This is a genomic window from Streptomyces sp. CAU 1734 (assembly GCF_039888735.1).
Lineage (GTDB): Bacteria > Actinomycetota > Actinomycetes > Streptomycetales > Streptomycetaceae > Streptomyces.
Genome location: NZ_JBDQQP010000015.1, coordinates 157,504 through 171,946, shown reverse-complemented (window position 1 = coordinate 171,946; position 14,443 = coordinate 157,504). Strand labels below are relative to the sequence as shown.

The window sequence follows — 14,443 nt, the reverse complement described above, 5'->3', positions numbered from 1 at the left end:
CCGCTGAACAGGGAGAGGAGACCTCATGCGCTGGGAAGGCGTGTATGTCGCGGGAACCGGAGCGTGGCTCGGCGAACCCGAGTCGGCCCGGGGCGCGGTGGAGTCCGGCCGCTATGACCCGGAGCAGGCCGCGGCGGACGAGATCGAGTCCGTCTCGGTCGCCGATGAGTCCATGGCCCCGCCGGACATGGCGGTCCACGCCGCGACGGCCGCGCTGAAGCGGTCGGGGCTGGATGTGGCGGACATCGATCTGCTGATCCACAGCGGTATCTGGTTCCAGGGTGTGGAGATGTGGCCGGCCGCGTCCTATGTGGCGGGCCACGCCCTGGGCGGGAACATTCCCGCCTTCGGCTTCGACCAGGAGTGCAACGGCGGCCTCGGCGCGCTGGAGGTCGCCGCCCGCCAGGTCGCCGCACGGCCGGGAGCCGGGGCGGCGATGGTGACCACGGCGGACCGATTCGGCGCGCCGCTGGTCCGGCGCTGGAGCAGCGAGCCCGGATTCGTGTACGGGGACGGCGCGACCGCGCTGCTGCTCTCCGCGCGGGGCGGTTTCGCCCGGCTGCTCTCCACCGCCACCGGTTCGGACAACTCCCTTGAGGCGGTGGTGCGCGGCCCCGGGTTCGAGCCGCTGCCCTCGGGCGGGCCGCTCGATCTGCTGGGCCGGGTCGGGCACTACATCCGCTCCCGGGGCAGTGTCCGGGAGGCCACCGAGCGGGTCGCCGCGGTGGTGACCGGTGTGGTGGACACGGTGCTGGCCGACGCGGGTGTCGAGAAGGACGGGCTCGCCCGGGTGGTGGCGCTGTCGAGCGGCCGGGGCCGGCTGGAGTGGCAGCTTCCGCAACTGCTGGGCATCGGGGTGGAGAAGTCGAACTGGGAGTTCTCCCGCCGGGTCGGCCATCTCGGCGCCGGTGACCAGATCGCCGGTTTCAACGACCTGGTGGAGCGGCGCGAGCTCGCCCCCGGGGACCGGGTGCTGCTGGTCGGCGGCGGCTCGGGCTTCACCTGCACCTGTGCGGTGGTGGAGGTGCTGGACGCACCGGAGTGGGAGCCGTCCGGCCGTCCGCTGGGATGACCCTCCGGCGGGGCGGTGCGGGCCGGGTGCGCGCGGGCGGGACGGGTACGGGGCCGGGCCGGCGCGCCGGAGCGCCCCGGCCCGTACCGCCCGCGGCTTCAGTACCGCTCCAGTGCGCTGCCGGATACTCCATGGTTCGACCGTTTGTGTTCCAGGGCCGGGACGGCCCGCCTCCCGGCCGCACGCCTCGACACCGAGGAGAGATCCAGAGTGATCACCGAAACCACCCGGGCCCCGAAGAGCCCGGCCTCCACCGGGACGCGTTTCGCCTGGGGAGTGCTGGGCGCGCTGCTGCTGATCTGGGACGTCTTCGAGGTGGTGAAACATCAGGGCTGGGTGATCCCCGCCGCCCTGCTCGGTGCCGCGCTGCCCGAGCTCGCCCGGCTCACGGGGCTGGGCGGCCGGAGCGCCCCCGGCCGGATCCCCGGCGGTGCGGTCCCGCCGCACAATCTGCTGAACCGCCCCCTGATCCCCCTCGCCATCATGATCGTCTTCACCTTCCTCGGGAACCGGCCGGAGGACATCGCGGCACCCTTCACCTTCGGCATGTCCTGGCTCACCTCCATCGCGCTGTTGCGGGCGGCGGGCCGGGGCGGACTCCGCGCCCCCGACGGCACCCTGCGCTGACCGGCGGCGCGTACCCCGTACACGTACCCGCGCGCCGGCACGCCGTACTCCCGGGCCCGTGCGCCGCACCCCGTACCCGTGTGCGCCGCACCCGGTCCCGACCGAGCCCTCTCCGCACCACCGGCAGGCCCGCGGCCCCCTCCTCCCGGAGCCGCGGGCCTGCCGCGCTCTCCCGCACCGCCGGCCGGTTCAGCCGCCCTTTATCGGTGCGCAAGCACCCGCTGGGAACCTCGCCTGACAGTGCGAAGCCCCACCGAATACCAGTGCCCCCATGGAGGCCACACGATGGACACCGCCTCAGCGCCCGCGGCCGAAATCGACACCGGAACCGACCTCGACTCCGGCGCAGGGTCCGGAATCGGAAGTGGGATCGGGGTCGGCACCGCGACCGAAACCGAGCTGGACTACCCCTTCCCGCGCCCCTCCGCGGTCCAGATCCCGCCGGTCTACGAGAAGCTGCGCGGCGAGTGCCCCGTGGCCAGGGTCCGGCTGCCCAGCGGCGACCCGGGCTTCGTGGTGAGCCGTTACGACGATGTGCGCACCGTCCTGGCCGATCTGCGGTTCAGCCGGGCGGCGATGCTGGAGGAGGGCGCGCCCCGGCTCACCGCCGCCCCGCCCATGGGCGGAAGCCTGTTCACCATGGACCCGCCCGAGCACACCCGGCTGCGCAAGCTGGTCTCGCGCGAATTCACCGCCCGCCGGGTGCACAATCTCCGCCCCCGGATCCAGCAGATGACCGATGAGCTGCTGGACCGGATGGAACAGCTCGCCCCGCCGGTCGATCTCAACCCGGTCTTCGCCTTCCCCCTGCCGGTGATGGTGATCTGCGAACTGCTGGGGGTTCCGTTCGAGGACCGGGACCGCTTCCGCGGCTGGTCCGACGCCTTTGTCTCGCTCACCTCGCACACCCCCGAGGAGGTGATGGAGCAGCGGATGTCGATGGTGCAGTACCTCGCCGAACTGATTCAGCGCAAGCGCGAGGAGCCCTCCGACGATCTGATGAGCGCCCTGGTCTCGGTGCACGACGAGGACGGCAGCCGGCTCAGCGAGCTGGAGCTCATCACCATGGGCATCACCATTCTGGTCGCCGGCCACGAGACCACCGTCTCCATGATCGGCACCTGTGTGCTGACCCTGCTCCGCCACCCCGAGCACCTGGCGGCGCTGCGGGAGCGGCCGGAGTCGATCGACCAGGTGGTGGAGGAGCTGCTGCGGCTCAATCCCATCGGCGACGGCGGCCCGTTCCGCATCACGCTGGAGGACGTGGAGATCGCGGACACCACGATCCCGCGCGGCAGCGGGGTGATCGCGGCGGTCTGCTCGGCCAACCAGGACACCGCCAAGTTCGGTGCGGACACCGGGGCCTTCGACCCGTCCCGGCCCACCGCCTCGTCCCATCTGGCCTTCGGCCACGGCGCGCACTTCTGCCTCGGGGCCGCGCTCGCCCGGGCCGAGCTCCAGATCGCGCTCGGCACGCTGTTCCGGCGCTTCCCCCGGCTCGCGCTCGCCAAGGATGTCAACGACCTGCGGATGACCACCGGCATGATGGTGCACGCGCTCAGCGGTCTGCCCGTCACCTGGTGATGTGTTCCGTTCCCTCCGTGCCACTGCCCGGGTCCCCTGAGGAGGGGACCCGGGCAGTTGGCCTTTCCGGGGTGCCGGCGCGGCGGTTCAGACCGTGGTCGGCCGTTCGGTGATCTTCCGGGCCACGATCGGACCGGGCTTCTGGACCTGGAAGTAGGCGCGGGCCAGCACCCGCTCCTGAAGCGCGTGGCTGGCGCTGACCCCCCGGTACAGCGAGCGGCGGAAGGCGCCGCCGATCCGGCCGTCGAGCGCGAAGAGCTTCTCCTGGCGGAGCTGGAGGCCCCGGGAGAGACGTACCGCCTCCTCGCGAGTGCTCTGGAACTCGTCGGCGGCGCGCTGGAGTTGGGCGCTCCCGCCGCCGGCCGCGAAGGCGTCCCGCACCAGTGGTGCCAGGGTGACCGCGTCGATGATGGCGTGGTTCACGCCCTGTCCGAGAATCGGGGTCAGGGTGTGCGCGGCGTCGCCCATCAGGACGAGACCGGGGGTGGACCACTTGGGCACCACGGTGGTGAAGATGTCCAGCATGGACGTCTCCGACCAGCTGGTGACCACCTCGCGCACGGCGCCGGAGAGCTCGGGGGCGAGCCGGTCGAGGCGCTGGTGGAGGGCGCCGAGGCCCTGGGCGCGGAGATCGCGCAGACCGCCCTTGGGGATGTTGAGGCCGACCCGGACGCTGTCGGGGTGGGTGGGGATGAACAGGCCGTGCTCACCGCCGCGGATGCGGATGCGGTAGGTGTTGGCGTCCCACTCGGCCGGGAAGGGCAGCCGCAGCCAGATCACGTCGCGGTCCAGCGGCAGCTTCTCGTACGGCAGCCGCGACATCTCGCGGACCTTGCTGAACCGCCCGTCGGCGGCGACGGTCAGCGCGGCCCGGACCCGGACCTCGCCCTCCGGGGTGCGGGCGCGCACCCCCGTGACCGGGCCGCTCTCGCCGTGTTCCCGGAGGAGTCCGACCGCGGTGGCGCCCTGGCGCAGGGTGAAGCCGGGGTACTCGCTCCCGGCCTCGGCGAGGGCGGAGAGCAGCGCGGGCTGCGGCAGCTCCACCGGATAGGGGTGCGGATAACGGAAGTCGGAGAAGTCCGTGCGCATCACCGTGCTGCCGGAATCGATGATCTCCATGTGGTGCATCTGCGCGTAGGAGCCCTCGAGCCGGCCGAGGAGACCGAGTTGGTCGAGGAGCCACACCGAGTCGGGGGAGACCGACTCGCCGCGGAAGGACCGGTTGAAGTGCCCGCTCTGTTCCAGTACCACCACCGACACGGAGCGTTTGGCCAGCTCCATGGCGAGCGTCAGCCCGGCCGGCCCGCCCCCGACCACGCACACCTGTGCGGTCAGCTCTGCTGTCATCGTTTGCTGCCTCTCCAGCGGAGTCATGGTTCGGCCGATCGTCGGCGCGGCGGCTAAAGCTGCCCTTGCAGGCGGTGCGCGTCCGGCGGACCGGTGGGGCGATCCGTGTGCCGGAGCCCGGCGGGCGCGTTCTCGACCCGGGCCTTGAGCGCGTCGGTGAGGTCCTTGAAGCCCTGCTCCGAGGCGTTGAGGACCGAACCGGCGAAGGGCACCAGCACTCCGCTGAACCGTTCGGTCTGCCGGACATGGGTGCCGCCGTCCCGGGGGCTCAGCTCGAAGGTGTGCACCCCGTCGAAGACGCCGGGCACCCCGAACCGCCCGCGCCAGCGCAGCAGCCGTCCGGGCTCGCAGGCCAGCACGGTGGGGGTGAAGGCCATCTCCTTGCCGGTGCCGGGCAGCCGGAGGCGCAGCCCGAGCCGGGTGCCCGGTTCGGGCCGGCCGGACGCGTGGACGAGAAAGGGGTTCCACTCGTGGAACCGGTCGAAGTCGGTGAGCACGGACCAGACCCGGTCGGGGTCGGCGGAGATGTGCACGGCGGAGGAGACGAGGCGCATGAGTGGTCCTTCCGGGATGCGGACGATGCGGGCGGTGCGGGCGCCGCCGGGTCCGTTCGGGATGCGGGCGGTGCGGACGGTGCCGGGTCCGTCCGGGTCCGTTCGGGTCCGTTCGGGATGCGGATGGTGCGGACGGTGCCGGGTCCGCCGGGAATGCGGACGGTGCGGGGTCCGTCCGGGATGCGGACCGGTGCGGGCGCCGCGGGGTCCGTCCGGGCGCCGGCCCCGCCGCCGGACAGCCGTGTCCGGCCCCGCCCCGGCCCCGTACGCCGACGCTACCGGCCGGCCCCTCCCCGCGCGCCCGCGCCCCCGCCGCGCTCAAGCGGCGCCCAAGGCTCCCCCGCACGGTCGCCTCCCGGCCGCTTCAGCCGGACTACAGCGCCTTGGCCGACCATGAACGCTGAGCGCGCCGTATGCGCACCGCACCGCGCGGATCCGTACCGGGCGCACCGTCCCCCTTGTCCCCACCCTCCTCCGTGTCCGCCCCCTCCGGGAGCGTTCCGGGAGAAGGAAGGAAGCCATGTTCTCCGCTCTGGGCTCGGCCCTCCACCGCCGGCGGATCGCCGTTCTGTTATTGGCCCTCGTGGTCACCGTGCTGGCCACGGCCTATGGCGGCGGTGTGTCGGAGAAACTCACCAATGGGCTGTCGGACTACGACGACCCGGGCGGCGGCAATGTCGCGGCCCGCGAGACGATCGCCGAGGCGACCGGGATCGATCCGCAGCAGGGGTATGTGCTGCTGGTGCGCACCGAGGACCCGCTGAAGGCGGGCGCCCCCGCGCCGGAGGCGGTGGCCGCGGCCGGTGAGCTGCTGCGCTCCCGCCCCGAGGTCAAGGAGGTGTTCGACTACTCCTCCCCCGCCGGGACCGCGCTGATCTCCCGCGGCGGGCGCAGCTCGGTCGTGGTCGGAGCCGTGCGCTCCCTGAAGGACCGGGAGAGCGTCGAGGCGGAGGAGGCCCTTCAGAAGGCCATCGCCGAGGACCCGGTGCTGCGGGACTCCACGCTGCTCGGCGGGGCCACGCCCGGCCATGTGCAGGTGGCCCAGATCTCCGACGAGGACGTGACCCGGGCGGAGATGATCGCCGCGCCGATCATCCTGGTGGTGCTCTTCCTGGTCTTCCGGGGCCTGGTGGCCGCGTTCGTCCCGCTGCTGGGCGGCTTTGTCTCGCTGCTGCTGACGATGGCCGGGCTCCGGCTCACCACCGACTTCATGACGGTCTCGGCCGGGGCGATGAGCCTGGCCTTCGCGCTCGGGCTCGGGCTCTCCATCGACTTCGGCCTGCTGATCGTCTCGCGCTTCCGGGAGGAGCTGACGCTCCGGGAGAACGCGGGCGCCGCGGTGCGCCACACGGTCGCGACGGCCGGGCGCACGGTGCTCTTCAGCGCGCTGACGGTGGCCGCCGCCCTTGCCGCGCTGACCGCCTTCCCGCACCCCTATCTGCGCTCCATGGGCGTCGCCGGTGTGATCACCGTGATCTCGGCGGCCCTCTTCGCCCTGGTGGGGCTGCCCGCGATCCTCGCGGTGCTCGGGCACCGGATCAACTCCCTCGCCCCGCGCCGCTGGCAGCGCTCGGCGGGCGGCGCGCAGGCCACCGAGGGCCGCTGGCACCGGATGGCCTCCGCGGTGATGCGCCGTCCGGCGTTCTTCGCGGTGGTCGCCACGGCGCTGCTGCTGCTGATCGCCTCGCCGCTGGCCGGGGTCCGGTTCACCGGCGTGGAGCCGTCGATGCTGCCGCAGGAGACCAGTGCCGGGCAGGTGGCGACCGTCCTGGACAAGGAGTTCGCCGAGCCGGCCACCGCGCCGCTGCAAATCGTGCTCGGCACGGACGGCGAGCCGGACGCGGTGCGGCTGGCCGACTATGTGGAGCGGATCAAGGATGTTCCCGGTGTCGAGGCGGTGGGCGATCCGTTCGAGCTGAACGGGAACCACTGGGAGATCGACGCCGTGCTGACCGGCAATCCGCTGGACGACGCGGCCATGGAGGCGGCGGAGCGGGTGCGGGAGCTGTCGGCCCCGTACACCGCCCAGTACACCGGTGTGACGGCGGACTTCCTCGCCCAGCGCGAGAGCATCGGTGACAGTCTGCCGCTGGCCGGCGGCATTCTCGCCGGTGTCACCCTGCTGCTGCTCTTCGCCTTCTCCGGCGCGATCGTGCTGCCGCTGATGGCGCTGGTGATGAATCTCCTGTCGACCAGTGCCGCGTTCGGCTTCCTGGTCTGGGTCTTCCAGTACGGCAATCTGGGCTTCTCGGCCGAGGCGGGACTGGAGGCCACCACACCGGTCCTGGTCTTCGCCCTCGCCTTCGGTCTCTCCACGGACTACAACGTGTTCCTGCTCAGCCGGATCAAGGAGGCGCGGGCACAGGGGATGAACGAGCGCGAGGCGGTGGCGCACGGGCTCTCCCGCACCGGCTCGATCGTGACCTCGGCGGCGGTGCTGTTCTGTGTGCCGGTGGGCGCGCTGGCCCTCTCCCGGCTGGTGTTCATCCAGGAGCTGGGGCTGGGCGCGGCCTTCGCCGTGCTGATCGACGCCACCATCGTCCGGGCGCTGCTGGTGCCGTCGCTGATGGCGCTGCTCGGGGCCGCGAACTGGTGGGCCCCCGGCCCGCTGCGCAGACTGCACCGGAAGATCTCCCCGGGCCGGGCACCGGAGGTGTCCGGGCATCCCGCGGCCGAGGCGGATCCCGCCCCCCGCGAGAAGACTCCGGCGTCCGTCGCCTGAGCCCGCGGGCCGCCGCCCGGTGTCGCCGTCCGCCCCCGGACGGCTGATACCGGGCGCTTCCGCGTCCGCGCGCGGGCCGGCCGAGCACGGCTGTTCCCCTGTTCACAGCGGTGCCGGGAGGGTTTGTCAACCACGCCCAAGAGTCCATGAGTTGATGTGCGAGAGTCCAAATGGATCTCTTGCGCACCAGGCGTCCCAGCGGGGATGGTCCTTCACGAGACCGGGAGATCGCGAGCGGGAGATCGCGAGACCGAGCCGGTCGGCCGCGCACCATCAGCTCTCGTGGAGGCTCGATGAACGACGCAGCAACATCTCTTCCGTCCGAGGACGGCGAACCCACCGCAGGCGGCCCCGCCGAAGGGGCCGGCGGCGCGCCGAGCCGCCGTTCGGTCCTGCGGACCTCGGCGGGTGTGGCGGGTGCCGGACTCGCGTTCGGCGCCCTCGGTACGGGCACGGCCGCCGCCGGCGCCCCGGACACCGCCGCGGAGGCGGCCGGGGCGGCGGAGGCCGCCACGCCCCCGCGCAGGGGCCGCACGATGGCCGGGGTGCCCTTCGAGGGCCGCGGCACGGTACGGGTCGGGATCATCGGCCTCGGAAACCGCGGCGGCAGCATGATCGATCTCTTTCTGGCGCTTCCCGGGGTCCGGGTGACCGCCCTGTGCGACCCGGTGCGGGAGAAGGCCGAGCGGGCCGCGGCCAAGGTGGTGGCCGCCGGACAGCCCTCGCCCGCCCTGTACGTCAAGGACGAGGACGACTACGAGAACCTCTGCGAGCGCGGCGATCTGGACCTCGTCTATGTGGCGACGCCCTGGGAGACCCATTTCGCGATGGCTCGGGCCGCCATGCTGGCGGGCAAGCACGTGGGGGTGGAGTGTCCGGTCGCCATGCGGCTGGAGGAGCTCTGGGCGCTGGTGGATCTCTCCGAGCGGACCCGGCGGCACTGCATGCAGCTGGAGAACTGCTGTTACGGCCGGAACGAGATGCGGGTGCTGCGGATGGCGCACGCCGGGATCTTCGGCGAGCTGCTGCACGGGGCCGGGGCGTACAACCACGATCTGCGCGAGCTGATGTTCTCGCCGGACTACTACGAGGGGCCCTGGCGGCGGCAGTGGCACACCCGGCTGCGCGGGGATCTCTATCCCAACCACGGCTTCGGTCCGGTCGCCAACTACATGGACGTGAACCGGGGCGACCGGGTGGTGAGCATCGCGAGCTTCGGCACCCCGGCGCTCGGCCTCGCCGAGTACCGCGAGGCGCACATGCCGGCGGGCGACCCGAGCTGGAAGGAGTCGTACATCAGCAGTGACCGGACCATCAGCATGCTCCGGACCGCGAAGGGCCGGATCATCCGGCTGGAACACGATGTGTCGACGCCGCACCCGTACAGCCGGATCAACAGCCTCGGCGGGACCAAAGGGGTCTTCGAGGACTATCCGGCGCGGATCTATGTGGAGCCCGATCACACCAACCACCAGTGGGGCAGCTTCGCCCGGTACACCGAGTGGGACCACTGGCTGTGGAAGGAGCATGCCAATCCGCCGGGCGGCCACGGCGGCATGGACTACATCATGATCTTCCGGCTGATTCAGTGCATGCGGCTGGGACTCGTCCCCGACTTCGACGTCTATGACGCGGCCACCTGGACCGCGCCGGTGCCTCTGAGCCACGCCTCAATCAGGGCGAAGAGTATGCAATTGCCCATACCGGACTTCACCCGAGGGGAGTGGAAGCGCGCTCGAACAGGTATGGATTCAGTCAAACCTTCGGAGTGAGAAAATCTGTGCGGGCCCCGTGCCGGGGCCCGCACAACACGCCCTGAGCGCACCGGAATTGGCGATACCGCCTGGCGCGTTCCACTCATCCCACCCGAAAGCGAATTGCGGAAACGGACCGGCAGCGACGAATCTTGGCCCTTTGCGCCACCCTCGACACGTGCTGGGACGTCATGCAAATTCGCGACCTTCCGAATCTCGATCCAGGCGATCCCGACATCCGGTCCGGTCCACGACTGCTGCTCTGGCTCGGCCGCCACCAGGTCGGCGGCCAGCTCAATTCGCTGTTCTGGGGGCTGGTGAACCAGCTCTCGGTGGCCGCCCTCCCCATCGGTGTGGGCCTCACCGTCCAGGCCGTGGTGGACGGCTCGGAGTCCCGGCTGCTGTACGCGGCCGGCCTGGTCGCCCTCACCGGGGCGTGTGTGGCCCTCGGTGATGTGATGCTGCACCGGGCGACCATGACCAACTGGATCACCGCCGCCATCCGCCTCCAGCAGCTGCTCGCCCGGCGCACGGCGGAGCTGGGCTCGACCCTGACCCGCCGGGTGGCCGCCGGTGAGCTGGTGGCCGTCTCCTCCGCCGATGTGGAGAAGGTCGGCTGGTTCGTCGAGGCGCTCTCGCGGTTCACCGCCGCCGTGATCGCCCTGATCGCCATCTGCACCGGTCTGGTGCTCTACCAGCCCGCCCTCGGCACCGTCATCGCCATCGCGGTGCCGGTCCTCGCCGTCTCCGCGCTGCCCCTGCTGCCGGTGACCACCCGGCGTGCCGACACCCAGCGCGAGAAGGCCGGCTACGCCACCGAGCTCGCCGCCGACACCGTCGCGGGGCTGCGGGTGCTGCGCGGCATCGGCGGCGAGGAGCTCTTCCTCGGCCGCTACCGGGCCGCCTCCCAGGAGGTGCGCGGCGCCGCCGTGCACACCGCCCGGATGTGGTCGGTCATCTCGTCGATCCAGGTGATCCTGCCGGGTCTGCTGATGCTGATCGTGGTGGGGTACGGCGCCAAGCTCGCGCTCGACGGGGCGATCGCGCCCGCCGAACTGATCACCGTCTACAGCTCGGTGCTGCTCACCGCGCACCCGCTGCGCAGCATCGCCGAGATCACCATGGCGTACTCCTACTCCAAGCCCTCCGCCCGGCGGCTGGTCCGGGTGCTCGCGCTGCGCCGCCCCGACACCGGGGCCAAGGCGCCCCACGGCCGGCCCGGCGGGGATCTGTACGACCCGGTCACCGGCATCCTGGCGCCCGCCGGCCGGCTCACCGCCGTGGTCTGCGGCGACCCCGACACGGCGGGCGCGCTGGCCGAGCGGCTGGGCGGCCACGCACCGGCCGGACCGGGCGACGCCCCCGCCTCCGTACTGCTCGGCGGCGTCCCGCTGGACGAGCTCTCGCTGGACGGGGCGCGCACCGCCGTACTGGTCCAGGACAAGGAGCCGGTACTGCTCTCCGGCACCCTTGAGGAGCTCTTCGACATACCGTCGTCCGGCAAGGTCTCGGCCGCCCAGGCACTGGAGGCGGCCCGCTGCGACGACGTCCTCGGCGCGCTGGCGCGCGCGTTCCCGGCCGCCGGCGGCGACCCGATGGCGACCCGGCTGACCGAGCGCGGCCGGTCGCTCTCCGGCGGCCAGCGCCAGCGCCTCGCGCTCGCCCGCTCGCTGGTCTGCGACCCCGAGGTACTGATACTCGACGAGCCGACATCGGCCGTCGACTCGCACACCGAATCCGGTATGGCGCAGGGCCTCAAGCGGCTGCGCGCGGACCGGACCACCGTGGTCTTCGCCACCTCGCCCCTGCTGCTGGACGCGGCGGACCAGGTGGTCCTGGTCACCGGCGACAAGGTCGCCGCCGTGGGCGCCCACCGCGATCTGGTCCGCACCGACGCGCGGTACCGGGCCGTGGTGACCCGCGAGACCGGCGGCGCACCGTCCCAGCGGCCCCCGGCCGCGCCCGAGCACGGCGAGAACTCCGCGTGAAGCGCGGGAGAGGAGGGGGAATGTTCCGGGTGACCCCACCGGAGTTCGACCCGGCGGCACCCGAGTCGGCGGCCACGCTGCCCGTCGCGGGCGGTGCCACGGTACGGAGCTATCTGCGGCAGATGCTGCGCAGGCGGCGGCGCGCCTTCGCGACCCTGGTCACGGTGAACGCCGTCGCCGTGATCGCCTCGATGGTGGGCCCGGTGCTGCTGGGCGATGTGGTCCAGCGGCTGACCGGCGGGGCGCAGGAGCTCCAGCTGGGGCGGACCGTGACGCTGTTCGCCCTCGCCCTGCTCGTGCAGAGCGTCTTCGTCGGACTGATGACCCTGAGCGGCACCGTCCTCGGCGAGGAGATGCTGGCCGATCTGCGCGAGGACTTCCTCGTCCGGGCGGTCCGGCTGCCCCCGGGGGTGCTGGAGCGCGCCGGCACCGGTGATCTGCTCTCCCGGATCACCACCGACATCGACCGGCTCTCCAACGCCATGCGCGAGGCGGTACCCCAGCTCGCGATCGGTGTGGTGTGGGCGGGGCTGCTGATCGCGGGCCTCACCGTCACCGCGCCGCCGCTGGCGCTCGCCGTGGTGATCGCCGCGCCGCTGCTGATCGTCACCTGCCGCTGGTACTTCCGCCGGGCGCCCGGCGCGTACCGCTCGGAGGCGGCGGGGGCCGGCGGGGTGGCCTCGGCGCTCGCCGAGTCGGTGGACGCCGGCCGCACCGTGGAGGCGCACCGCCTCGGCGCGCGCCGGGTGGCGCTCTCCGACCGCCGGATCCGGGAGTGGACGTCCTGGGAGCGGTACACGCTCTTCCTCCGCTCGGTCTTCATCCCGGTGATCAGCCTGACCCATGTGACGGTGCTGGTCTCGGTGCTGCTGATCGGCGGCTGGTGTGTGCTGCGCGGCTGGATGGACATCGGCCAGCTGACCACGGGCGCGCTGCTGGCCCAGATGCTGGTGGACCCGGTCAGCATCGTGCTGCGGTGGTACGACGAGCTCCAGATCGCCCAGGTGTCGCTGGCCCGGCTGGTCGGCATCCGGGAGATCGAGCCGGAGGCGGGCGACGGCGGTATCCGCCCGGACGGCCGCGATGTGCGGGCGGAGGATGTCCGGTTCGGCTATCAGGAGGGCGTGGACGTCCTCCACAAGGTCTCCCTGGATGTCGAGCCGGGCACCCGGATGGCGCTGGTCGGCCCGTCCGGGGCCGGGAAGTCCACCCTGGGCCGGCTGCTGGCGGGGATCTACGCCCCGCGCACCGGCAGGGTCGCCCTGGGGGACGCCGAGCTCTCCCGGATGACCGCCGAGGGGGTGCGGCGCCATGTCGCCCTGGTCAATCAGGAGCACCATGTCTTCGTGGGCTCGCTCCGCGACAATCTGCTGCTGGCCAGGACCGGTGCCACGGACACCGAGCTGTGGGAGGCGCTGGGCGCGGTGGACGCGTCGGATTGGGTCCGGGGCCTGGAGGACGGCCTGGACACCGAGGTCGGCTCGGGCGGCCTGCCGGTCAGCCCGGCCCACGCCCAGCAGCTGGCACTGGCCCGGCTGGTGCTGGCCGACCCGCACACCCTGATCCTGGACGAGGCGACCTCGCTGCTGGACCCCCGCGCGGCCCGCGATCTGGAGCGCTCGCTCTCCCGCGTACTGGAGGGGCGCACCGTGGTGGCGATAGCGCACCGGCTGCACACCGCGCACGACGCCGATGTGATCGCGGTGGTGGAGGAGGGCCGGATCAGCGAGCTGGGCAGCCATGACGAGCTGGTGACGGCGGGCGGGGCGTATGCCGCGCTCTGGCGCTCCTGGCACGGCTAGGGAGATCCGGCACGGGCCCGGGACGGCGGTCGCCGTCCCGGGCCCGTGCCATGTCGTGGGGCGCCCCGGATCACCTTCTTGAGCGCCGTCTCGGATCCTGTTCAGCTCCCTCTCGGATCCCCTTGGGCGCCGTCTCAGATCACATTGAGCGCGGCCGCCCCGCCCACTCCCCCGAGCAGCATGAAGACCGGCATCAGCACCTTCAGCTCCACCCAGCTCCCCGCCCGGAAGCGGATCGCCTTCGGGGGGCCGAGCGCGTACCAGCGCTTGTTGCCGATGGGGATCGGCCAGAGCACGGGGCAGCCGGAGACGGTCAGCGCGTCCCCGATGTCGTGCACGAGGGCGCCGAGGACGATCGGCAGGCCGAGCCAGAGGTACTCCTGGCCGGGGGCGGTGAAGAGCCAGTCGGAGCCGTTGCCCGGCTGGTTCAGCACACCCGCCAGGATCCAGGCGCTGGTCGCCCCGAGCAGCCAGACCAGTACATCGCTGGAGACCCGGGCGGCCCGCCAGAGCAGCCCCTCGACGGCGAGCACCAGATGGACGAAGAGGATCGCGAGAACGGCCCACCGGCCGCCGGTGACAGCCAGCGCCGAGGCGCCGCCGCCGATCATCACGGCCCAGACCCAGGTGTGGGTGAGGGTGCGGTGCCCGCCGGTGCGGCGGGTGTCGCCGGGCTTCTTCGTCGCCGTGTAGACCGCGTAGGACAGTTTGTCGACGATCTCGCAGAGAAGGCGCGAGACCGGTCCGAAGGCCCGCGATATCGTCGCCGCCTTGTGGTCCAGATCGGGCGCGAGCGCCGCACCCGCGCAGATCAGCGCTCCGACCACCAGGACCGGCCAGGGCATGGGGTGCCCGGCCGCGTCGGTCGCCGCGCCCACCCCCAGCCAGGCGGCCGCCCCGGACAGTGAGTGTGCCGGTCCCATCATGTTCTTTCCCGCCCCCGTGTTTCCGCCGCCGCAGTGGGCGGCCACCGCTCGCGCGGTGCAGCCGAGT

The 14,443-nt window shown here is 72.4% G+C and carries 10 protein-coding genes; 7 read left to right on the top strand and 3 right to left on the bottom strand.

The genetic code is table 11. The annotated features are described in order from the left end of the window. The first annotated feature begins 25 nt into the window (after positions 1–25). The 3 genes from AAFN69_RS27260 (at position 26) to AAFN69_RS27250 (ending at position 3,283) form a co-directional block, all read left to right on the top strand. Positions 26–1,072, top strand: a complete 1,047-nt coding sequence (locus AAFN69_RS27260; RefSeq protein ID WP_347731469.1) for a ketoacyl-ACP synthase III family protein — start codon at positions 26–28, stop codon at positions 1,070–1,072. 210 nt (positions 1,073–1,282) lie between these two features. After that, a complete protein-coding gene (locus AAFN69_RS27255; RefSeq protein ID WP_347731468.1) occupies positions 1,283–1,699 on the top strand; it encodes a hypothetical protein in 417 nt (138 codons plus the stop codon). 285 nt (positions 1,700–1,984) lie between these two features. Next, on the top strand, positions 1,985–3,283 hold the full coding sequence (locus AAFN69_RS27250) for a cytochrome P450 (RefSeq protein WP_347731467.1): 1,299 nt from the start codon (positions 1,985–1,987) through the stop codon (positions 3,281–3,283). An 87-nt stretch (positions 3,284–3,370) separates the two neighbouring features. On the opposite strand, the gene AAFN69_RS27245 is transcribed toward AAFN69_RS27250, so the two are convergent. Beyond that, positions 3,371–4,630 carry an FAD-dependent oxidoreductase gene (locus AAFN69_RS27245; RefSeq protein ID WP_347731466.1) on the bottom strand — a complete coding sequence of 420 codons (1,260 nt, stop codon included), beginning with the start codon at positions 4,628–4,630 and terminating at the stop codon, positions 3,371–3,373. Positions 4,631–4,683: 53 nt separating this feature from the next. Then, positions 4,684–5,184 carry an SRPBCC domain-containing protein gene (locus AAFN69_RS27240; RefSeq protein ID WP_347731465.1) on the bottom strand — a complete coding sequence of 167 codons (501 nt, stop codon included), beginning with the start codon at positions 5,182–5,184 and terminating at the stop codon, positions 4,684–4,686. Between the two features lie 520 nt (positions 5,185–5,704). Here AAFN69_RS27240 and AAFN69_RS27235 point away from each other — a divergent pair. The 4 genes from AAFN69_RS27235 (at position 5,705) to AAFN69_RS27220 (ending at position 13,450) form a co-directional block, all read left to right on the top strand. Continuing rightward, positions 5,705–7,906: an efflux RND transporter permease subunit gene (locus AAFN69_RS27235; RefSeq protein ID WP_347731464.1), complete on the top strand. Its 2,202-nt coding sequence runs from the start codon at positions 5,705–5,707 to the stop codon at positions 7,904–7,906. Positions 7,907–8,199: 293 nt separating this feature from the next. After that, entirely contained in the window at positions 8,200–9,678 is a 1,479-nt protein-coding gene (locus AAFN69_RS27230) for a Gfo/Idh/MocA family oxidoreductase (protein ID WP_347731463.1), read from the top strand. A 173-nt stretch (positions 9,679–9,851) separates the two neighbouring features. Further along, on the top strand, positions 9,852–11,648 hold the full coding sequence (locus tag AAFN69_RS27225) for an ABC transporter ATP-binding protein (protein WP_347731462.1): 1,797 nt from the start codon (positions 9,852–9,854) through the stop codon (positions 11,646–11,648). Between the two features lie 20 nt (positions 11,649–11,668). After that, positions 11,669–13,450 carry an ABC transporter ATP-binding protein gene (locus tag AAFN69_RS27220; protein WP_347731461.1) on the top strand — a complete coding sequence of 594 codons (1,782 nt, stop codon included), beginning with the start codon at positions 11,669–11,671 and terminating at the stop codon, positions 13,448–13,450. Between the two features lie 134 nt (positions 13,451–13,584). Here AAFN69_RS27220 and AAFN69_RS27215 read toward each other — a convergent pair whose 3' ends face one another. Then, positions 13,585–14,376: a metal-dependent hydrolase gene (locus tag AAFN69_RS27215; protein WP_347731459.1), complete on the bottom strand. Its 792-nt coding sequence runs from the start codon at positions 14,374–14,376 to the stop codon at positions 13,585–13,587. Positions 14,377–14,443 lie beyond the last annotated feature (67 nt).

What these genes read in the sequence shown, in the direction of transcription:
- AAFN69_RS27220 (WP_347731461.1), top strand. Translation starts at nt 11,669, where the DNA reads ATGTTCCGGGTGACCCCACCGGAGTTCGACCCGGCGGCACCCGAGTCG.
- AAFN69_RS27230 (WP_347731463.1), top strand. Translation starts at nt 8,200, where the DNA reads ATGAACGACGCAGCAACATCTCTTCCGTCCGAGGACGGCGAACCCACC.
- AAFN69_RS27260 (WP_347731469.1), top strand. Translation starts at nt 26, where the DNA reads ATGCGCTGGGAAGGCGTGTATGTCGCGGGAACCGGAGCGTGGCTCGGC.
- AAFN69_RS27250 (WP_347731467.1), top strand. Translation starts at nt 1,985, where the DNA reads ATGGACACCGCCTCAGCGCCCGCGGCCGAAATCGACACCGGAACCGAC.
- AAFN69_RS27235 (WP_347731464.1), top strand. Translation starts at nt 5,705, where the DNA reads ATGTTCTCCGCTCTGGGCTCGGCCCTCCACCGCCGGCGGATCGCCGTT.
- AAFN69_RS27225 (WP_347731462.1), top strand. Translation starts at nt 9,852, where the DNA reads ATGCAAATTCGCGACCTTCCGAATCTCGATCCAGGCGATCCCGACATC.
- AAFN69_RS27240 (WP_347731465.1), bottom strand. Translation starts at nt 5,184, where the DNA reads ATGCGCCTCGTCTCCTCCGCCGTGCACATCTCCGCCGACCCCGACCGG.
- AAFN69_RS27215 (WP_347731459.1), bottom strand. Translation starts at nt 14,376, where the DNA reads ATGATGGGACCGGCACACTCACTGTCCGGGGCGGCCGCCTGGCTGGGG.
- AAFN69_RS27245 (WP_347731466.1), bottom strand. Translation starts at nt 4,630, where the DNA reads ATGACAGCAGAGCTGACCGCACAGGTGTGCGTGGTCGGGGGCGGGCCG.